This window comes from Methylobacterium sp. GC_Met_2, from assembly GCF_026540795.1.
In the GTDB taxonomy this organism is placed as follows: domain Bacteria; phylum Pseudomonadota; class Alphaproteobacteria; order Rhizobiales; family Beijerinckiaceae; genus Methylobacterium.
In genome coordinates this window covers 18,818-38,417 of the sequence record NZ_JALNUM010000060.1, presented here as the reverse complement: position 1 = coordinate 38,417, position 19,600 = coordinate 18,818, and the positions used below count along the sequence as shown (strand labels likewise).

Genomic DNA, 19,600 nt, shown 5'->3' with positions numbered 1-19,600 from the left:
GCCACCGCGTTCGACAGGTAGAAGCCGCTGTTGATCCGGTGACTCTGCGCCCAGACGAAGCCGTCGAGGGCCCGTTCCGAGGAAATCCGCCGCCGCAGCCCACGCTCGGTCACCGGCACGATGGCCGGCGAGCGGTCGCCCCGCGGAAAGAACTGTCCGGCCGCGTGCATCACGGTCAGCAGCGCCGTGCGCGGCGCCACGGTGAACAGGATCGAGCCGTCCGTGCGCGCGCCCAAAGCCGCCAGCGCCCGGGCGATGTCGGCGGCGCGGTAATGGATCAGCGAATCCATCGCCACCACGTGATCGAACCGGCCGAGACCGGGATCGAGCATGTCGCCGACGCGGAAATCGATGCGCCCCGCGCCGGAAATCTCCGGCAGCCGCTCCTGCGCCAGGCCGATCAGCGTGGGCGAGACGTCGATGGCCACCACCTCGGCGCCGCGGCGCGCCGCCTCGACACTCAGCGCCCCGGTGCCGCAGCCGGCATCGAGCAGGCGCAGGCCGGTCATGTCGGCGGGCAGCCAGGAAAGCAGCGTCGCCCGCATGGCGTCGCGCCCGGCCCGCACCGTGGCGCGGATCCGGCTCACCGGGGCGTCCGAGGTCAGGCGCGACCACGCATCGACCGCGGTGCGGTCGAAGTAGGTGGTGAGCTCGCCCCGGCGGGCATCGTAGCTGGCGCTGGCCATCGATCGAACCCCAAACTCAATCGAAACCGAGGAACTCGAACAGATCGCGGTCCTTCATGGGGATCGCCGCGCAGGGCTCGCCCCCGGCCCAGAGCGTCTCGGCGAGCCGCATGTACTCGGCGGTCACGGCGTCGAGTTCCGGCGAGGATTCCATCTCGAACAGGGTCGACTTCTTCAGCCGCGAGCGGCGGACGATGTCGAGGTCGGGGAAGTGGGCGAGCCGCTTCAGGCCGACCGCGTCGTTGAACCGGTCGATCTCGTCGGTCTTGGCCGAGCGGTTGGCGATGACGCCGCCGAGCCGCACCGGATAGTTCTTCGCCTTGGCGTGGATCGCCGCCACGATCCGGTTCATCGCGAAGATCGAGTCGAAGTCGTTGGCGGTGACGATCAGCGCCCGGTCGGCGTGCTGGAGCGGGGAGGCGAAGCCACCGCAGACCACGTCGCCCAGCACGTCGAACACCACGACGTCGGTGTCCTCCAGGAGGTGGTGCTCCTTCAGGAGCTTCACCGTCTGGCCGACCACGTAGCCGCCGCAGCCGGTCCCGGCGGGCGGGCCGCCGGCCTCGACGCACATCACGCCGTTATAGCCCTCGACCACGAAATCCTCGACCCGCAGCTCCTCCGAGTGGAAGTTTACCGCCTCGAGCGCGTCGATCACCGTGGGGGCGAGGCGCTTGGTCAGCGTGAAGGTCGAGTCGTGCTTGGGGTCGCAGCCGATCTGCAGCACCCGCTTGCCGAGCTTCGAGAACGCCACCGACAGGTTCGACGAGGTGGTCGACTTGCCGATCCCGCCCTTGCCGTAGACCGCGAAGACCTTGGCGGTGTCGATCTTCAGGTCCGGATCGAGTTCGACTTGAACGCTCCCCTCTTCTTTTCGGGCAATGACGGGATTGCGGATCGCGATGTTCATGCGGCCACTCCTGTGGTGACGCCTTCCAGACGGTCTTCCAGTTCCTCCTCGGCCCGATCGAGGGCGTCACGCATCTCTGCGTCGGGGGTCCAGAAGCCGCGGCGGTGCGCCTCGATCAGCCTTTGGGCGACCTTGGCGGATGCGGTGGGGTTGAGGGCTGCCATGCGCTCGCGCATGGCGGGGTCGAGCACGTAGGTCTCGGTGATCCGCTGGTAGATCCAGGGCTGGACCGCGTTGGCGGTGGCCGACCAGCCGACCGTGTTGGTGAGATGCGTCTCGATCTGGCGGACGCCCTCGTAGCCGTGGCCGAGCAGGCTTTCGTACCATTTCGGGTTGAGCATCCGGGTGCGCGTCTCCAGCGCCACCTGCTCCTCCAGGGAGCGGACGCGCCCCTCCCCGCGGGTCTGGTCGCTGATGTAGATCGGCACCGACTCGCCCTTGGCCCGGGCCACCGCCCGGCCCATGCCGCCGAGCCCATCGAAGTAATGGTCGACGGAGGTGACGCCGACCTCGACCGAGTCGAGGTTCTGGTAGGCCATGTCGACGGAGGCCAGCACCGCCTGCATCAGGGCCCGCTGCGGCGCCGGGCGGCCGTTGCGACCATACGCGAAGCTCTTGCGGCGCGAGAAGGTCTCGCAGAGTTCCGCGTCGTCGTCCCAATTGCCCGAATCGACCAAGTGGTTGACGTTGGCCCCGTAGGCACCCTCGGCGTTGGAGAACACGCGGAGCGCCGCGGTCTCCAGATCGCAGCCGTGCTCGGCTTGGATCGCCAGGGCGTGCTTGCGGACGTAGTTTGTTTCGAGGGGCTCGTCGGCCGTGGCGGCGAGGAAAGAGGCTTCCGCCAGGAGCTTGGTCTGGAGCGGCAGCAGATCGCGAAAGATGCCCGAGAGGGTGACCACCGCGTCGATGCGGGGCCGGCCGAGGGTTTCCAGCGGAATCAGCTCCGCGCCGCTCAAGCGGCCGTAGCCGTCGAAGCGGGGCTTCGCGCCGATCAGCGCCAGCGCCTGGGCGATCGGGCCGCCCTCGCTCTTGAGGTTGTCGGTGCCCCACAGGACCAGGGCCACGCTCTCCGGGCAGGGTTTCCCGTCCGCCGCGAAGCGTTCGAGGATGCGGGCCACCTGCCGGGCGCCGTCGGCCACCGCGAAGGCGGAGGGCAGGCGGTAGGGATCGAAGCCGTGGATGTTGCGGCCGGTCGGCAGGATCGCGGGGTTGCGCAGCAGGTCGCCGCCCGCCACCGGCGGCACGAAGCGGCCGTCCAGCGCCCGCAGCAGCGCCGGAACCTCGTGGTCGCGGGCCAGCAGCCGGTCGGTCTCGGCGAGGCTCGCGAAGGCGGCCCGGGTCTCGGCATCCGCCGGCAGCCCGGAGGCCGCGATGACCGCCTCGATCCCTGCACCGTCGACCAGCGCGGCGATCCCGGCCCGCTCCGGCACCAGGCCGTGCGAGGCCTCCGCCAAAGCGAGCAGCATGTCGATCCGCTCTTCCGCCGGCATACCGTCGCCGACCACGTGCAGCCCGTGCGGGATCAGGGTCTGTTCCAGCTCCTGCACGGCCGACCAGAGGTCGCCGACCCGGGCGCCGAGGTCGCCGGTCCAGGCCGGCGTTGCGGCCACGAGATCGAGGGCCGCGCCCTGCTCCTGGATCAGGCTGGCCAGGGTGCCGCGCTCGGCCATCGCGGCGAGGTCGAGGCCGCGCCAGCGCTCGATCGAGCTCTTGAGGTCGATCAGCCCGCGATAGAGGCCGGCCGCCGCAAGACTCGGGGTCAGGTAGGACACCAGCGTCGCGGCCGAGCGGCGCTTGGCCAGCGTCCCCTCGGACGGGTTGTTGGCGGCGTAGAGATAGATATTGGGCAGGGCCCCGATCAGCCGCTCCGGCCAGCAGGCCTCGGACAGGCCGGTCTGTTTGCCGGGCATGAATTCGAGCGCCCCGTGGGTGCCGAAATGCAGCACGGCGTCGGCGGCGAAATCCTCGCGCAGGTAGCGGTAGAAGGCCGAGAACGCGTGGGTCGGCGCGAAGCCGCGCTCGAACAGCAGCCGCATCGGGTCGCCCTCGTAGCCGAAGGCGGGCTGGACGCCGACGAAGACGTTGCCGAACTGGGCGCCGAGCACGAACAGGTCGGCGCCGTTGGTCTGGTGGCGGCCGGGCGCCGGGCCCCACTGGGCCTCGATCTCGGCGAGGTAGGTCTCGCGGCGCAGGTGGTCCTCGGCCGGGATGCGGGCGTGGACGTTGGCCTGGGTGCCGTAGCGCGTGGCATTGCCCTCCAGGATCGCCCTGCGCAGGGCATCGACGCTCTCGGGCACCGCAACGGCATAGCCGTCGGCCGCCAGACCCTTCAGGGTGTTGAGCAACGAGGCGTAGACCGACAGGAACGCGGCCGTGCCGGTGGCGCCGGCATTGGGCGGGAAGTTGAACAGCACCACGGCGAGCTTGCGCGCGGCCTTCGGTGTCCGGCGCAGCGAGACCAGCTGCGCGACCCGCTCGGCGAGGCGCGCGGCCCGCTCCGGGTGGACCCGCATGTCCCGGGCGTTGTCGCTGCCCGAGGCCGAGGAGCGGCCGCCGAACACCATCGGGGCGGTGGCGCCGTCGAGTTCGGGGATCGCGACCATCATGGTCGCCTCGACCGGCGACAGGCCGCGGTCGCCCGATTCCCACTGCTCCAGGGTCTGGAATTCCAGCGCCTGGGCGGCGAGGTAGGGCACGTCGAGCTGGGCCAGCATCGCCTCGGCGGCGGCGGCGTCGTTGTAGGCGGGGCCGCCGACCAGCGAGAAGCCGGTGAGCGAAACCAGCGCGTCGATGCCGGCGCGCCCATCCTTCATGAAGAAGGCGTCCACGGCCGGGCGGTTGTCGAGGCCGCTGGCGAAGGCCGGCACCACGTCGAGCCCCTGGGCCTCCAGGGCCGCGATGACGCCGTCGTAATGGGCGGTGTTGCCGGCCAGCACGTAGCTGCGCATCACCAGCAGGCCGACGCGGCCCCGGGTGCCGGCTTGGCGCGGGAGGCGCGCCAGGTCGGCGCCGATCCGGCCGGGCAGGCGCGGATGGTAGAGGCCGGTCTCGGGATAATCGAGGGGCGCCGGCGCCGCCGGGCCCTCGCGCCAGGCGGCGCGCTCGCCCGCCGCGTAGCGATGGACCAGGAAGCGCACCAGGGCGGAGACGTTCTCGTCCGAGCCGGCGAGCCAGTATTGCAGGGTCAGGAAATAGGCGCGCACGTCCTGGGCCGAGCCCGGGATGAAGCGCAGGATCTTCGGCAGCTTGCGCACCAGGGCCATCTGCCGGCCGGCATTGCCCTGCTGGCCCGGCTTGCCGCGCAGCTTCTTCAGGAAGTCGAGGGCGCTGCGCTTGTTGCCGCTCATGTCGAAGCGGCCGAGCTTCGTGGTCTTCACGACCTCGCCGGCCGAGAGGCAGCCGACCATCGCGTCGCAGGCGTCGCGCCGCGCGGCCAGCGCCGGCAGGATCGCCCGGACATGCTCGTCCATGAACAGCATGGCCGAGAGCACGATGTCGGCGCTGGCGATGTCGGCCCGGCAATCGTCGAGGGCGGCGGGGTTGTTGTCCCACTCGGCCGCCGCGTGGAAGCCCAGGACCAGCCCCGGCATCTCGGTGCGGAGCCGCAGGCGCGCCCGCTCGACCGCGCTCGCGAGGTGATTGTCGAGGGTGACGATCACGACGCGGATCGGCGGCCGGCGCTGTGACGCGCCTGCCTTGGCCGGGCCGGCATTGTGGCCGGCGGAGTGCGCTCTAGCGGCCATAATGCGCCTTTGCGTCGTAGAGGGTTTCAAGGGTGATGAGCGGCAATTGCCGCTCACGGGCGAATCGCTCCGTGTTGGTGCGCGCCTTGCCGCGCACGAAGAACGGGATCTTTTTCAGTTCTTTCTCGGCCTCGGGCGCCCAGGGGGCGACCGCCACCGCGACAGGATGGTCGAGATGGATCGGCGCCGGCGCAGCCTCGGGTGCGGGCGCGGTTGCTGGCGCGGCCTGAGGCGCCGACGCGGCGACCGGCGTGCCGCCGAGATGCGAGGGGCCGACGCCGTCGTGGAATTCCGGATCCTCCCGGAACATGCCCAGCAGGTGCTCTTCGAGGCCCATCATCAGCGGATGGACCAGGGTGTCGAACAGGACGTTGGCGCCCTCGAACCCCATCTGCGGGGCGTAGCGGGCCGGGAAATCCTGGACGTGGATCGGCGCGGAGATCACCGCGCAGGGGATGCCGAGCCGCTTGGCGACGTGGCGCTCCATCTGCGTGCCGAGCACCAGTTCGGGCGCCGCCGCGCGGATCGCCGCCTCGACATCGAGGTAATCGTCGGTGATCAGCGCTTCGAGACCGAGTTCGGCCGCCTCGGCGCGGACCTCCCGGGCGAATTCGCGGCTGTAGGTGCCGAGCCCGACGACCTGGAAGCCGAGTTCCCGGGCGGCGATCCGGGCGAGGCCGATCGCGTGCGTGGCATCCCCGAACACGAAGACGCGCTTGCCGGTCAGGTAGGTCGAATCGACCGAGCGGCTGTACCAGGGCAGGCGCGAGCCGGGGCCATCCAGAACCGGTGCCGGATCGAGGCCGGCGAGGCCCGCCACCTCCTCGACGAACCGGCGGGTGCCGCCGACGCCGATCGGCACGACGTGCGTGAACGGCTGCCCAAAACTCTTCTTCAGGTACTCCGCGGCGGAGCGCGCGGTCTCGGGATAGAGCACGACGTTGAAGTCGGCGTCCTTGAGCCGGCCGAGATCGGCGGGCGAGGCGCCGAGCGGCGCGACCACGTTTACGTCGATCCCGAGCGAATCGAGCAGCCGGCGGATCTCGATCAGGTCGTCCCGGTGGCGGAAGCCGAGCGCCGTGGGTCCCAGGATGTTGCAGAGCGGGCGCCGCCCGGGCTCCCGCCCGGCGCCCGCGCCGGGGGCGCCGGCGAGAGCCCGGACGAGCCGATAGAAGGTCTCGGAGGCGCCCCAGTTTTCCTTCTTCTGGTAGGCCGGCAGCTCCAGGGGAATCACCGGGATCGGCAGGTTGAGTGCCTTGGCGAGCCCGCCCGGATCGTCCTGAATCAGCTCGGCGGTGCAGGAGGCGCCGACGATCATCGCCTGCGGCTGGAACCGCGCGTAGGCGGCCGAGACCGAGGTCTTGAACAGCTCGGCGGTGTCGCGGCCGAGATCCTGCGCCCGGAAGGTCGTGTAGGTGACGGGCGGGCGGGCATCGCGCCGCTCGATCATCGTGAACAGCAGGTCGGCGTAGGTGTCGCCCTGCGGCGCGTGCAGCACGTAGTGGAGGCCGGTCATCGCCGTGGCGATGCGCATCGCGCCGATATGGGGTGGGCCTTCGTAGGTCCAGAGGGTCAGCTGCATGGCGCTACACCTCCAGCAGGGCGCGGCGCCGGAGCGGGCGCGCGAACAATTCGGCGAGGTCGCCGGCCTGCTCGTAGCCCTGCACGGGCGTGAACAGCAGCTCGATCGACCACTTGGTCGACAACCCCTCGGCCTCCAGCGGGTTGGCGAGGCCGAGGCCGCAGACCGTGAGGTCCGGCCGGGCCGCGCGGCAGCGGTCCATCTGGTCGTCGAGGCTCTGGCCTTCCGTCACCCGCGTGCCCGCGGGAAGCCACTCGATCTCGGCGGCCAGATGCCCCCGGTGCAGGTAGGGGGTCCCGACTTCCACGAGCGCTGCGCCGAGTTCCCGCGCCAGGAACCGGGCGAGCGGCACCTCCAATTGCGAATCGGGGAAGAAAAACACCCGCTTGCCGCCGAGTTCTTCGCGCAGCGGCGCCAGCGCGGTCTCGGCGCGGGCGCGGCCCGGTGCGGTCGCGGCCTCGAACGCTTCGTCCGAGACGCCGAACGCCTCGGCGGCGGCGCGCAGCCAGCCGGTGGTGCCTTCGGCGCCGAGCGGGAACGGGGCCGCGAGGCGGCGGGCGCCGCGCTCCTCGAGGGCGCGGGCGGTGTCGGCCAGGAACGGCTGGGCCAGCAGATAGCGTGTGCCACGGCCGACCGCCGGCATCGCGCCGGCCCGGCGGGCGGGCAGGAACCGGACATCCGCGATCCCCATCGCGGCGAAGATCCGAAGGAACTGGTCCTCGACCACGTCGGCCAGGGCGCCGACCACGAGGAGCGACGGCGCGGCCGTGTCGATCGCGCGAGGCAGGTCCGGCACGAGGGCGGCGAGGCAGGCATCCTCACCCTGCGTGAAGGTCGTCTCGATGCCGGAGCCCGAATAGTTCAGCACCCGCACGGGATTCAGGCGCCCCGACAGGCGCTGGGCCGCCCGGGACAGGTCGAGCTTGATCACCTCGGACGGGCAGGAACCCACGAGGAACAGCAGCTTGATGTCCGGCCGGCGCTCGATCAGCCGGGTCACGACCCGGTCGAGTTCCTCGTTGGCATCGGCGATGCCGGCAAGGTCGCGCTCGTCGATGATCGCGGTGGCGAATCGCGGCTCGGCGAAGATCATCACCCCGGCCGCCGACTGGATCAGGTGCGCGCAGGTGCGCGACCCGACCACGAGGAAGAACGCGTCCTGGATCTTCCGGTGCAGCCAGACGATGCCGGTGAGTCCGCAGAACACCGCGCGCTGGCCGTGTTCCTGATGCAGGTCGATGCCGCCGCAGGCGGTCGGGGGCGGGACCGGCGCGTTCACGACAGCGCCTCCGCGAGGTGCGGCGGCCGGCGGCCGGGATTGCCCTGGAGCCGGGCGGCCCGCAGCTTCAGCACGAACTGGCCGGCATTGATCACGTAGGTGGCGTAGGCGGCGAGCGCCAGAATCAGCAGCGCTTGGCCCCCGAGGGCGTCCGTGGCGAGCGCGGCGAGGTAGGCCGTGTGGAGCGCCAGCACCAGCATGCTGACCACGTCCTCCCAGAAGAAGGCCGGCGCGAACAGGAAGCGGCCGAACACGACCTTCTCCCAGATCGAGCCGGTGATCATGATCGCGTAGAGCGCCAGGGTCTTCACCACGACCGAGATCTCGGCGGCGGCGACGGCCTCGCCGGTCGCCAGTGCGCGCAGCACCAGCACGAGGCTCGCCAGGAAGATCACGAATTGGAGAGGTGCCAGCACGCCCTGCACCAAGGTCCAGGGGGATGCGTCGCGCCGGTGCCGCTCGGCAGGCGTGTAGAGCGGTCGTGCCGGTCGGGCCTCGTGACCCATGCATCCGCCCCCCTGATCTCGGCGGCGCCTAGGGCTCCGTCGTTGTCAGAGGCTAGGGCGGGGGCCCCCAAAGTGTCAAGTGCGCTTGACGTTCTCTAGGCGTGACATAGGCAGAAGACGTTTTTCTTGGTCTTGGATCATTGCCAAGTTCGTCAAGAAGCGTATCGTCTGGACCCGCGGCGACGCGCCGGTGACTTGGCCTATCGAGTCCCGCGCAAGACAAAGACGAAGAATAGACGGGCGAGTAATCCCGCACCCGAAGACGCGAGCGGAGCTGCCGGTTCCTCGGGCCGGGGCCGTTTCAGGGAGGGTGCCGATGGGACACTGGAGGCATTTCGGCGAGCGTTTGGAACTGGGACCGATCGCAGCTGGCTGCGGCACGGTCAGCGACGTTTCGCCGGTCTTCCGCGATAAGCCCCGCGTGCGGTCCGAGGCGCCGCGCCCGCGGCCGGATGCCCTCGCCCGGGTGATCGAGGGCGAGATCCTCCCCCGGCTGATGCTGGCCCACCGCCCCGGCGCCGGGCGCCGGTCGCCGGCCGACCGGGCGGTGACGCCGCAGGAAATCGCCGCCTTCAGTGCCCTCCTCCTCGGTCCCGGCCCGGTGGATCTCGATGCCGAGATCGCGGTCCTGCGGGATGGCGGCCTGCCGCTGGCGCGTCTGCTCCTCGATCTGCTCGCCCCGGCGGCCCGGCACCTCGGGGCCCTGTGGGAGGAGGATGCCTGCGATTTCCTGGCCGTGACCGAGGGCCTCGGGCGGCTGCAGGCCATCAGCCGGCACCTCTGCCTGGAGCTCGAGATCGAATCGGCTCCGATCGGCGGCCGCAGCGTGCTGCTCCTGCCCTGCCCCGGAGAGACGCACCGATTCGGCCTGTCGATCGTCGCGAGCTTCTTCCGGGAGGCCGGCTGGTACGTAACCACGGCGGTTCCGGCGCCCGGCCTCGATCCCCTCGCGCTCCTGGCGACCGACTGGTTCGAGGTGGTCGGCCTGTCGCTCTCCTCCGACGTGCTCCTGCCTGTCCTGTCGGCCACGGTGGCCGAGGTGCGGCGCGCCTCGCGGAACCCGGGGGTGCGCGTGCTGGTCGGGGGCCCCTATTTCACACGCCACGGCGGTGAGGCCGGCCTCGTGGGGGCCGACGCCTGCGCGCTCGACGGGTGTTCGGCGCCCGCCGCCGCGGAAGCTTTGCTGGACAGGCAGGCATTGGCCTGTTGAAAGGGTTGTCATCCACCTTCATCACATCTCGGTGACCGTGACGCTTCAGCCGCACCTCATCTCCTCGGGATCACCCGCGGTGCTGGACCAGGTCGCCGGCCACCTCAACGGCGAGGCGGTCGGGCGCATCGTCGCGGCATCCTCCGATGTCTCGCTCGTGATCGACGCCGAGGGCGTGATCCGCGACGCATCGATCGGGACGGATCTCGAGGCGGAGAATATCCCTGGGTGGCTGGGCCGACGCTGGGTCGACACCGTGACGGTCGAGAGCAGGCCCAAGGTCGACGCCCTGCTGCGCGACGCCCGGCCGGAGGGCATCACCCGCTGGCGCCAGATCAACCACCCCTCCCCCAGCGGGATCGACCTGCCGATCCGCTACGCCTCGATCCGCCCGGCCGAGGGCGGCCCGATCCTGGTGCTCGGGCGCGACATGCGGGCGGTGGCCGGTCTCCAGCGCCGCTTGATGGAGACCCAGCAGGCGCTGGAGCGGGATTACGAGCGCCTGCGCGCGGTCGAGACGCGCTACCGGCTCCTGTTCCAGATCTCCGGCGAGCCGGTGCTGGTGGTCGATGCCGGAACCCGGCGGGTCGCCGAGGCGAACCCGTCCGCCGCGCGGCTGCTCGGTCGTCCGGCCAAGCGGGTCGCCGGCCAGGACGTGGTCGAACTGTTCGAGGCCAGCAGCACGCGGGCCCTGGAGGCGCAGTTCGCCGCCCTGCGGGCGACCGGGCAGGCCGGGGAGATCCGGGCCGCCCTGCCGCACGGGCGCGGCGAGGTCTCCGTCTCTGTCTCGCTGTTCCGGGGTGAGGGCGGTGCCAGCGCCCTGATGCGGCTCGTGGCCGATCCGGCCGCCGCCGAGGCCGGCTCCGGTCAGGAGGTGCCGACCCAGGCGGTGATCGAGGCGATGCCCGAGGGCTTCGTGGTCACCGACGCGAGCCGGCGGATCCTGACCGCCAATGCCGCCTTCCTGGAACTGACCCAGCTCGCCACCGAGGGGCAGGTTCGCGGACGCACCGTGGATCATTGGCTCGGCCGCGACGAGACCGAGGCGCAGGCCCTGTTCGCGACCCTGGGCGATCACGGCGTGGTGCGGCGCTTCGCGACGGTCATCCGCGGTGCCTATGGCGGCCTGGAAGATGTCGAGGTCGCGGCCGTTTCGGTGGCGGGCGCCCGCCCCTGCCTGGGCTTCGCGATCCGCCCGGCCCCGCGCCGGATTCCCGAAGGGCGATTCGGCGGGGGGCGGGAGGTACCGCGCTCGGTCGAGCAGATGGCGGAGCTGGTCGGCCGGGTCTCGATGAAGACGCTGGTGCGCGAGACCACCGACCTGATCGAGAAGCTCTGCATCGAGGCAGCCCTGCGCATCACCCGGGACAACCGGGCCTCGGCCGCCGAGATGCTGGGCCTGAGCCGGCAAGGCCTCTACGCCAAGATGCGCCGCTACGGCGTCGGCGATCTCGACGGGCCGGTCGAGGCGGATTGAGCCGGTCCGACACGTTTTCCCGACGACGCGGCGCTAGGCGGGATAGGCTAGCGACGTGGTTCGGCGCGTTCGCGATCCCGCTCCGAGGCCGAGCAATCGCCGCCTGAGCGGGGATGCGACGCGTTCCGGAGGCGGATTGCGTGCCTCCGGTACACACGCGTCGGTCCAGTGCGGCAGCGTGTATTATCGCCATCCGGATGTATTCGCCCGACAAACATCGCGCACATTCCGCCGCACTCTGTAAATCTGGCTTGACACTTCGGCGGGCCCCGGTAGCCTCCCGCCATGGCCGCTACGCCCGCCCCGAGCGCAGTCATCGAGCTGCTGAAGCCGCTGACGTGGTTCGCACCGATGTGGGCGTTCGCCTGCGGGGTGATCTCGTCGGGCCAGCCGGCCAGCGGCCAGTGGCCGGTGATCGCCGCCGGGGTGCTGCTGGCCGGGCCGCTGGTATGCGCGACCAGCCAGGCTACGAACGACTGGTTCGACCGCCATGTCGATGCGATCAACGAACCGAACCGGCCGATTCCCTCCGGGCGGATCCCGGGCCGCTGGGGGCTCTATCTCGCGCTCGCCTGGACCGGGCTGTCGCTGGTGGTGGCCGCCGCGCTCGGACCCTGGATCCTCGGGGCCGCTTTGTTCGGGCTGGTGCTCGCCTGGATCTACTCGGCGCCCCCCGTCCGGCTGAAGCGCAACGGCTGGTGGGGCAACGCCGCGGTGGCGCTCTGCTATGAGGGGCTGCCCTGGTTCACCGGCGCCGCCGTGATGGCCGCCGCCCTGCCGGACCGGCGGGTGCTGCTGGTGGCACTCCTCTACGCGGCCGGCGCCCACGGCATCATGACGCTCAACGATTTCAAGTCGGTCGAGGGCGACCGGCGCATGGGCCTGCTGTCGCTACCGGTGCAGATGGGCACCGGGCGCGCGGCGCGCTTCGCGTGCCTGGTCATGGCCCTGCCGCAGGTCGCCGTCATCGCGCTCCTCGTCGGCTGGGAGCGGTACTGGCATGCCGGCCTCGTGGCGGCGCTGCTCGCCGGCCAACTCGCCCTGATGGTCCGGTTCCTCGACAATCCCCGGGAGCGGGCGGTCTGGTACAACGGCACCGGCACCACCCTCTACGTCCTCGGCATGCTGGTCGCCGCCTTCGCGCTGCGGCCCCTGGTGGGAGGGGCGTGATGGGCATTTCGGATCGGATCGCGCCTGAGGCGACCCTCGGCTGGCCCCAGATCGTCCGCCTCGGCCTCGTCCAGACCGCTCTGGGCAGCGTCGTCGTGCTGATGACCGCCACGCTCAACCGGGTGATGGTGGTGGAACTGGCTCTGCCCGCCTTCGTGCCCGGTCTGCTGGTCGCCCTGCACTACGCCGTGCAGGTGCTGCGCCCGCGCTGGGGCTACGGCTCCGATCGCAGCGGCCGGCGCACCCCCTGGATCGTCGGCGGCATGGCCGCCCTCTGCCTCGGTGGGTTCGGGGCCGCCTGCGGCACCGCGCTGGCCGCCGACAATCTCGCTTTGGGGCTGGCGCTGGCCGCCCTCTCGTTCCTGTGCGTCGGGATGGGGGTCGGCGCCGCAGGAACCGCGCTCCTGGTCCTGCTGTCGGGGGGCGTCGCGCCGGCCCGGCGGGGGGCTGCCGCCACCATCGTCTGGGTGATGATGATCGTCGGCTTCGCGCTCACGGCGCCGCTGGCCGGCCATTTCCTCGATCCGTTCTCCGGCCTGCGGCTCGTGGCCGTGTCGGGCACGGTCTCGCTCATCGCCTTCTGCGTCGCCGCCCTGGCAGTCGCCGGTGTCGAGCGTCGCCTGCCGGTCCGTGCGCCGGAGCCCGCGGAGGCGCGCCGGCCGTTCTTCACCGTGCTCGCCCAGGTGCTGGCCGATCCGGTGGCCCGGACCTTCACGATCTTCGTCTTCGTCTCGATGCTGGCCTACAGCGCCCAGGAGTTGATCCTGGAGCCCTATGCCGGGCTCGTCTTCGCCATGAGCCCCGGCGCCACCACCAAGCTCGCCGGACTTCAGCATGGCGGCGTGCTCGCCGGGATGCTGCTGGTGGCGGGGGTGACACTCGCGGCCCGCGGCACCCCCCTCGCCTCCCTGAGACTCTGGATCGCGCTGGGCTGCGCCGGCTCGGCCGCCGCCCTGTTCGCCCTGGCGAGCGGCGCGGCTTCGGGCGCGGACTTTCCCTTGCGCGAGACGGTGTTCGCCCTCGGCGTCGGCAACGGCGCCTACGCGGTCGCCGCGATCGGCGCGATGATGGCGCTGGCCGGCCGCGGCGACGCGCGGGAGCGCGGCACCCGGATGGGCGTCTGGGGCGCCGCGCAGGGCGTCGCCTTCGGGGCCGGCGGTTTTCTCGGTGCGGTCTCGGTCGATGCCGTCCGGCTCGTCACAGCCGAGCCGGTCCAGGCCTACGCGGCGGTGTTCGCCGCGGAAGGATTGCTGTTCCTCGTCGCGGTCGTCCTGGCGGTGCGGCTCGAATCCACTCCGGCACCGGGCGCGGTTTCGCTCGATCCTGCCTTCAGCGCGCGGTGAGGCCATGGCACAGTTGGATGATGGCGGCCCGGTGAACCCCCTCTCCCCGCACGCGGGGAGAGGGGGGGGGCCGCTCTACGACGTCGTCGTGGTCGGCGGCGGCCCGGCCGGAGCCACGGCGGCGACCGACCTCGCCCGGGCTGGACACACGGTGCTGCTCCTCGACAAGCCCGGCCGGATCAAGCCCTGCGGCGGCGCGATCCCGCCCCGGCTGATCCGCGACTTCGCGATCCCCGATTCGCTTCTCGTCGCGAAGATCCGCGCCGCCCGCATGGTGGCGCCGAGCGGCAAGGCCGTCGACATGCCGGTCGGCGAGGGCTTCGTCGGTATGGTCGACCGCGAGCAGTTCGACCCCTGGCTGCGCGCCCGTGCGGAACAGGCCGGTGCCGAGCTGCGCGAGGCCGCCTACGAGAAGATCACCCGGTCGGACGAGGGGTCGGCCCGCGTCCATTTCAGTACCGGCGCCGGCGAGTCCCTCGCCCGCCAAACCGTCCGGGCGCGGCTCGTCATCGGCGCCGACGGGGCCTGCTCGCCGGTCGGCCGGGCCGAGGTTCCGGGCCATGCCAAGATGCGGCAGGTCTTCGCCTATCACGAGATCCTCCGGGTGCCGGAGGCCGGCGCCCCCGGGGCCGATTCGGTCGATGCCGCCCGGTGCGACGTCTACTATCAGGGCCGCCACTCGCCCGACTTCTACAGCTGGATCTTTCCGCACGGGGACAGGCTGAGCATCGGCACCGGCAGCGCGAAGAAGGGGTTTTCCCTGCGCTCCTCGATCCGGGCCTTGCGCGTGGCGACCAACCTCGATGGGGCCGAGACCATCCGCCGGGAAGGGGCACCGCTGCCGCTCAAGCCCCTGAAGCGCTGGGACAACGGCCGCGACGTGCTGCTGGCCGGCGATGCCGCCGGCGTGGTCGCGCCGGCCTCCGGCGAGGGGATCTACTACGCCATGCTGGGCGGCCGGCTTTCGGCCGAGGCGGCTGTGGCCTTCCTGAAGACCGGCGACGCCAAGGCCCTCGCGGGTGCGCGCAAGGCGTTCATGAAGCTGCACGGGCGCGTGTTCTGGATCCTCGGGATGATGCAGTGGGTCTGGTACCGCAGCGACGGCCTGCGCGAACGCTTCGTCTCGATCTGCCGGGACAAGGATGTCCAGCAGCTCACCTGGGACAGCTACATGAACAAGGAGCTGGTCCGGGCCAAGCCCGCCGCCCATGCGCGGATCTTCTTCAAGGACCTCGCGCACCTGTTCCGCTGGGTCTCGCCATGATGTTCTTGGGACTCGACGCCGGCTGGGGACCGGCTGCCGTCGCGGCCGTCGCCGCAATACTGGTGGCGCTCGCCGGCGGCCTCGCGACCCGGACGGATGCGTGGTACCGGCGCCTGCGGGTGCCGGCCTGGAAGCCGCCGGACTGGGCCTTCGGGCCGGTCTGGACCGTCATCTTCCTGCTCACCACCATCGCCGCCGTGATGGTCTGGAACGCCGATCCCGACCCGGCTGCCCGGGGCGTGCTGCTCGCCGCCTACGCGGTGAACGGGCTGCTCAACATCGCCTGGAGCGTGCTGTTCTTCCGGTTCCGCCGGCCGGACTGGGCCCTCGCCGAGGTCGCGGCCCTGTGGCTGTCCATCGCCGTGCTGGTGCTGGTGACAGGCCGGATCTCGGTCGCGGCCGGGCTCATGAACCTGCCGTATCTCGCTTGGGTCAGCGTCGCCGCTTGCCTGAACCTTCGGATCGTGCGCCTCAACGCACCCTTCGGCCAAGCTGCGTGATGGAGGCGCTGCTCGCGTCTTGGTTCGCGTCCGGCCGGATCGTCGACGGCATCCTGCTGCTCGTCGGCGCCGAGGCGCTGATCCTCGCCTGGCTCAGCCGCCGGGGTGGGCCGCCGCTGCCGTCGTTGCTGGCCAATCTCGCCTCCGGGGCCGCCCTGATGCTGGCCCTACGGTCGGCCCTGGTCGGGGCCGGCTGGATGGCGGTCGCCGGGTGGATGCTCGCCGGGCTCGTGGCTCATCTCGCCGATCTCGGCCTGCGCTTCCGGGCGCCCACGGCACAACGCCGCAGTCCGGGTCACAAGCCGGCCTAGGCCGGAACAACGCAGCAAACGGCCGCGTTCACGCGCGTCACCCGCTTGTAAGAACTCTAAAGTCCACCCTGGGAGAGGATGCCATGAAGCGCACGAATGCCCTCTCCCCCGGCTGGGCCCATACCCCTGTCCTGGCTGCCCCTGTCCTGGCTGCCCCGATCCTGGCGGGCCTGCTTCTCGCGACGCCCGCTCTGGCGCAGGACGGGTCGTCCGACCCGGTCGAGCGCGGCAAGTACCTCGTCACGATGGGCGATTGCGCGGCCTGCCACACGGCGCCGGGCGGCAAGTATCTCGCCGGCAACTACGCCCTGAACATGCCGTTTGGCGTGATCATGACGCCCAACCTGACCCCCGACAAGGATACGGGCCTCGGCAACTGGAGCTACGACGACTTCGAGAAGGCGTTCCGGCACGGCTACAGCAAGAACGTCGGCTACCTCTACCCGGCCTTCCCGTTCGGCTGGTTCACCAAGGTTACCGACGACGACACCAAGGCGATCTGGGCCTATCTGCAATCGGTCCCGGCGGTGAACGAGAAGCGCCAGGACAGCCAGATCCCGTTCCCGTTCAACGTCCGCACCGCTTTGGTGACGTGGCGGACCGCGTTCTTCACCGAGGAGCGCTTCAAGCCCGATCCGAACGCCAGCGCCGAGGTCAACCGCGGCGGTTACCTCGTCGAGGGGCTCGGCCACTGCGCCATGTGCCACAACGAGAACAAGCTCGTCGGCAACTCGAGCTTCGCGGGCCGGTTCGGCGGCGGCGTGATCGATGGCTGGTACGCCCCCAACATCACGCCGGACGGCCACCAGGGCATCGGCGCCTGGACCGACGAGCAGGTGGTGACCTACCTCAAGACCGGTACCGCCCCGGGCGACCGGCCGGGCGTCGCCGCCGGCCCGATGCGCCAGACCATCATGGAATCCCTCTCCAAGGTGAAGGAGGAGGATCTGAAGGCCATGGTGGCCTATCTGCGCACCGTGCCCGCCAAGCAAACCTACAAGCCCAAGGACTTGGCGGCGTTCGACACGGCCGGGGCTCCGGGCGCCTCGACCTATCTGACCTACTGCTCATCCTGCCACCAGCCCGACGGCAAGGGCCTTCAGGGCGCCGTGCCGGCGCTGGCCGGCAACACTTCGGTGATGTCGGACGGCCCCGAGACGGTGCTGCGGGTGATCTATGGCGGCCTCGCCGCTCAGAGCGGCCTCGCCCCGATGGTGGCGATCGGCCAGCAGATGACCGATGTCGAGGTGCGGAACGTCACCGACTACATCCGCAATTCCTGGGGCAACAAGGCCCCGGTCGTGACCGGCGACAAAGCCTCCGAGGCGCGCGCCGCCACCCGGACCATGCTGTCCGGCACGGCGCCGTGCGCGGAGATCGAGCAGGATCAGCTCAAGTCCGCCTTCGACCAGATCGGTGTGCAGAACACCCTCAAGGGCCTGAAGCAGCAGGACTTCGTGCCGACGCTGGTCCGTCTGGTGCCGCAGATCAAGGGCGCCGCGGCGGGGGCCAACGACGATGACGTGGTCAACGCCCTGACGACCGCGTTCTGCAAGGTCGGGCGCGACGATCCGCAATATGCCAATCCGAGCTGGCCAGCGGTGATCGGCACTTTCGCCAACGTCGCCTACAGCCAGGTGAAGAACCCGGAGAAGCAGGCGGTGAACGTGCCGGCCGCCACCACGCCGCCGACCAGCAAGCCGTGAGGCCGAGGTCGGCGCAGGTCAGGTCTGCGCGACCTGGCCGAAGCTGGCCACGGGCCTGACCGCGACCGGGAGGCTTTGCGTCATGACGAGGGCGAGCCGGACCGCGTCGCGGACGGCCTCGTGCTTCAGCATCGAGACCGGTGGGGCGCTGTGGCCGGCGGCGTTCATCAGGGTCGGTAAGCCGCTCTCGCACATCCACCCCAGAAGGTTGTCGATCCGAGCCTCGACGGTCAGGTCCGCATCGACCGCGGCGTCCGAGAGACCACGGCGCTCGCGTTCGCCGTTGACCTGCTCCGCGGGACCCAGGAAATGCTGGCCGATATCCTCCAGGGTCGTCGTCCGCTGGAAGGGGGATACGGAGAGCCTGGGAGCTCATCGACCATGCGGCTGTAGATCGGAAGCGCCGCCTCTTGGGAGGTGCGAAGGAACAGCGCGGTGCGCGCGGGAGATGAGGGCATCGGTCCTGCCTCTCGTGTTCGGGGAATCCATTATCAGGAGACGAAACGCGTTCTGCAGCCAACCTGCCGATCGTGATAGGTCCGGGGAACTCCAGCCGTGAGCCGGGTCAAGCCGCTGCTGAAGGATAGTTTCGTTCGATATCCCCATCAGCCATCGAGGACATTTTTTTCCTTTGTCGATACGCGAATAAGTTATCTAGCAAATCGTTACGCGGATATGGGAAAACTGCCGACCCAATCGAGACGTGACTTTAGCCGATTCTATTTCTTATGGCCTCGGCGACACAATGGGTGCGGCCGACCGCGTGCAATTGGGTGCAGGCGTTGTCGAGGTGATGTTCAACAGTTCTCCTCGATATGGATAGAATAATAGAAATGTCCCAGGCTGTCTTTCCGGCAGCCGACCATTTCAAGCATTCCACTTCGCGGGCTGTCAGGTCGCCCCGCGTCCGCGCATTCGGCTCGGCCTGCGAGTGGGGATGCGTGATCGCCGTCGCCGTGGAGGCGGCGTAGATCGCGATCATGTGCAGCGCGGCTTGCTCGTCGGCTGAGAGTTCGAGGCGTGCGCCGCCGAAGCTGATGCAGGCCTCGCTGCCATCGTGCTGATGGAACGGGACGCAGAAACCCTGGCGCAGCCCGAACTCGCGCGCTTCGTCCATGACGACGCGGCCTTCGGTCTGGCCGGTGGTCGCCTCATGCCAGAAGAAGGGATCGATAACGCCCTTCAGGTGCCTCAGAACGGGATCGACGTCGATGAAGCCTTTGGCTTGGTAACGCCGCTTCCCCTCGCGCGGCCAACCTGAGAGCAAAGTGCAATCCCGAAGGATTCGCCTCTGTGATCGCGGTAGAAAACCCAGTACGAATGCGCCGTATCCAAATGTCGTTTTATGAAAATTGGTCTCATTCTAGACATCGTCCAAGTATTATGATCGGCATATCTTGTCCGGAATATCGAACGTGGTTTGACGAATGCTCGTCATTGGCGCATGATTTCGTTGTTTGAATCGCTAGTGTGTCTCAGTTGATACATACAGGGCAGATTGATGGCATTGGTAGAATTGTATTGGGGATATTATCAGAAAAATAAAATTCTTTAGACGGAGAATCGACATGTCTACGGAACGATTGACCTTAAGTTTACTTCAGAAGATCGCGGCGGCGAACGGAACCGATATCGACGCTTTTCTTGGGCCCCGCCGAAGATCGGATCGGGACGGCAATTCGCAGCGCCGCGGCATCTATGAGCGCGTTGCGATGCTGCTTCGCGTCGTCCGAGTCTATCGAGCTCTTCCCGGCTTCGAGAGCCGCCGTCGCGCACTCTGGATGATGGAGGCGATGGCAGCGCGTGCGAAGGGTATGCCCGGCGAAGGCCCGTAATCGGGGGCAGCGCGTCTGTCCTTCGCCGCGGAGGGCGCTCCGGTGGGCGGCTGTAGCGGCCCCGGGAGCAGAAAGCGC

The 19,600-nt window shown here is 69.9% G+C and carries 17 protein-coding genes and 1 pseudogene; 9 read left to right on the top strand and 9 right to left on the bottom strand.

The window, feature by feature from the left end:
* The 6 genes from bchM to bchF form a co-directional block, all read right to left on the bottom strand.
* On the bottom strand, nt 1-686 hold a 686-nt coding region (gene bchM / locus OXS49_RS19690; RefSeq protein WP_267426276.1), incomplete at its 3' end, for a magnesium protoporphyrin IX methyltransferase.
* A 16-nt stretch (nt 687-702) separates the two neighbouring features.
* Nucleotides 703-1,596: a ferredoxin:protochlorophyllide reductase (ATP-dependent) iron-sulfur ATP-binding protein gene (gene bchL, locus OXS49_RS19685; RefSeq protein ID WP_267426275.1), complete on the bottom strand. Its 894-nt coding sequence runs from the start codon at nt 1,594-1,596 to the stop codon at nt 703-705.
* Nucleotides 1,593-5,339, bottom strand: a complete 3,747-nt coding sequence (locus tag OXS49_RS19680) for a magnesium chelatase subunit H (RefSeq protein WP_267426274.1) — start codon at nt 5,337-5,339, stop codon at nt 1,593-1,595. Before OXS49_RS19680 ends, bchL begins: the two co-directional genes overlap by 4 nt.
* Nucleotides 5,329-6,921 (bottom strand): ferredoxin:protochlorophyllide reductase (ATP-dependent) subunit B, encoded by a 1,593-nt coding sequence (gene bchB / locus OXS49_RS19675; protein WP_267426273.1) that lies wholly within the window; start codon nt 6,919-6,921, stop codon nt 5,329-5,331. The genes OXS49_RS19680 and bchB overlap by 11 nt, the downstream gene beginning before the upstream one ends.
* Before the next feature lie 4 nt (nt 6,922-6,925).
* On the bottom strand, nt 6,926-8,200 hold the full coding sequence (locus tag OXS49_RS19670) for a ferredoxin:protochlorophyllide reductase (ATP-dependent) subunit N (protein ID WP_267426271.1): 1,275 nt from the start codon (nt 8,198-8,200) through the stop codon (nt 6,926-6,928).
* The gene (gene bchF / locus OXS49_RS19665; RefSeq protein ID WP_243999849.1) at nt 8,197-8,706 is read right to left on the bottom strand and encodes a 2-vinyl bacteriochlorophyllide hydratase; all 510 of its coding nucleotides are present in this window, start codon (nt 8,704-8,706) and stop codon (nt 8,197-8,199) included. Before bchF ends, OXS49_RS19670 begins: the two co-directional genes overlap by 4 nt.
* Nucleotides 8,707-9,022: 316 nt before the next feature.
* On the opposite strand from bchF, the gene OXS49_RS19660 reads away from it, so the two are divergent.
* The 8 genes from OXS49_RS19660 to OXS49_RS19625 all read left to right on the top strand — a co-directional run bounded on the left by OXS49_RS19660 (nt 9,023) and on the right by OXS49_RS19625 (nt 17,687).
* A complete protein-coding gene (locus OXS49_RS19660) occupies nt 9,023-9,916 on the top strand; it encodes a cobalamin B12-binding domain-containing protein (protein WP_243999851.1) in 894 nt (297 codons plus the stop codon).
* A gap of 79 nt (nt 9,917-9,995) precedes the next feature.
* On the top strand, nt 9,996-11,393 hold the full coding sequence (gene ppsR / locus OXS49_RS19655; RefSeq protein WP_243999853.1) for a transcriptional regulator PpsR: 1,398 nt from the start codon (nt 9,996-9,998) through the stop codon (nt 11,391-11,393).
* 285 nt (nt 11,394-11,678) lie between these two features.
* The gene (gene chlG, locus OXS49_RS19650) at nt 11,679-12,563 is read left to right on the top strand and encodes a chlorophyll synthase ChlG (RefSeq protein ID WP_243999855.1); all 885 of its coding nucleotides are present in this window, start codon (nt 11,679-11,681) and stop codon (nt 12,561-12,563) included.
* Nucleotides 12,563-13,906, top strand: a complete 1,344-nt coding sequence (locus OXS49_RS19645; RefSeq protein ID WP_267426270.1) for a BCD family MFS transporter — start codon at nt 12,563-12,565, stop codon at nt 13,904-13,906. Before chlG ends, OXS49_RS19645 begins: the two co-directional genes overlap by 1 nt.
* A 4-nt stretch (nt 13,907-13,910) precedes the next feature.
* The gene (locus OXS49_RS19640; RefSeq protein ID WP_267426268.1) at nt 13,911-15,170 is read left to right on the top strand and encodes a geranylgeranyl diphosphate reductase; all 1,260 of its coding nucleotides are present in this window, start codon (nt 13,911-13,913) and stop codon (nt 15,168-15,170) included.
* On the top strand, nt 15,170-15,670 hold the full coding sequence (locus OXS49_RS19635) for a TspO/MBR family protein (protein WP_243999930.1): 501 nt from the start codon (nt 15,170-15,172) through the stop codon (nt 15,668-15,670). Before OXS49_RS19640 ends, OXS49_RS19635 begins: the two co-directional genes overlap by 1 nt.
* Nucleotides 15,670-15,981: a hypothetical protein gene (locus tag OXS49_RS19630; RefSeq protein WP_243999861.1), complete on the top strand. Its 312-nt coding sequence runs from the start codon at nt 15,670-15,672 to the stop codon at nt 15,979-15,981. Before OXS49_RS19635 ends, OXS49_RS19630 begins: the two co-directional genes overlap by 1 nt.
* A gap of 83 nt (nt 15,982-16,064) precedes the next feature.
* On the top strand, nt 16,065-17,687 hold the full coding sequence (locus tag OXS49_RS19625; RefSeq protein ID WP_243999863.1) for a c-type cytochrome: 1,623 nt from the start codon (nt 16,065-16,067) through the stop codon (nt 17,685-17,687).
* 18 nt (nt 17,688-17,705) lie between these two features.
* Here the strand turns inward: OXS49_RS19625 and OXS49_RS19620 are convergent, their stop codons facing one another.
* From OXS49_RS19620 to OXS49_RS19610, 3 genes and pseudogenes are all read right to left on the bottom strand, one after another.
* The gene (locus tag OXS49_RS19620) at nt 17,706-17,855 is read right to left on the bottom strand and encodes a hypothetical protein (protein ID WP_267426266.1); all 150 of its coding nucleotides are present in this window, start codon (nt 17,853-17,855) and stop codon (nt 17,706-17,708) included.
* 541 nt (nt 17,856-18,396) lie between these two features.
* Nucleotides 18,397-18,669 carry a helix-turn-helix domain-containing protein gene (locus tag OXS49_RS19615; RefSeq protein WP_267426278.1) on the bottom strand — a complete coding sequence of 91 codons (273 nt, stop codon included), beginning with the start codon at nt 18,667-18,669 and terminating at the stop codon, nt 18,397-18,399.
* A pseudogene (locus OXS49_RS19610) lies at nt 18,658-19,011 on the bottom strand (autoinducer binding domain-containing protein); the annotation flags it as partial. The pseudogene OXS49_RS19610 and the gene OXS49_RS19615, both read right to left, overlap by 12 nt.
* Before the next feature lie 244 nt (nt 19,012-19,255).
* Between OXS49_RS19610 and OXS49_RS19605 the strand changes: the two are divergent.
* Entirely contained in the window at nt 19,256-19,522 is a 267-nt protein-coding gene (locus OXS49_RS19605) for a hypothetical protein (RefSeq protein ID WP_267426265.1), read from the top strand.
* Nucleotides 19,523-19,600: the final 78 nt, after the last annotated feature.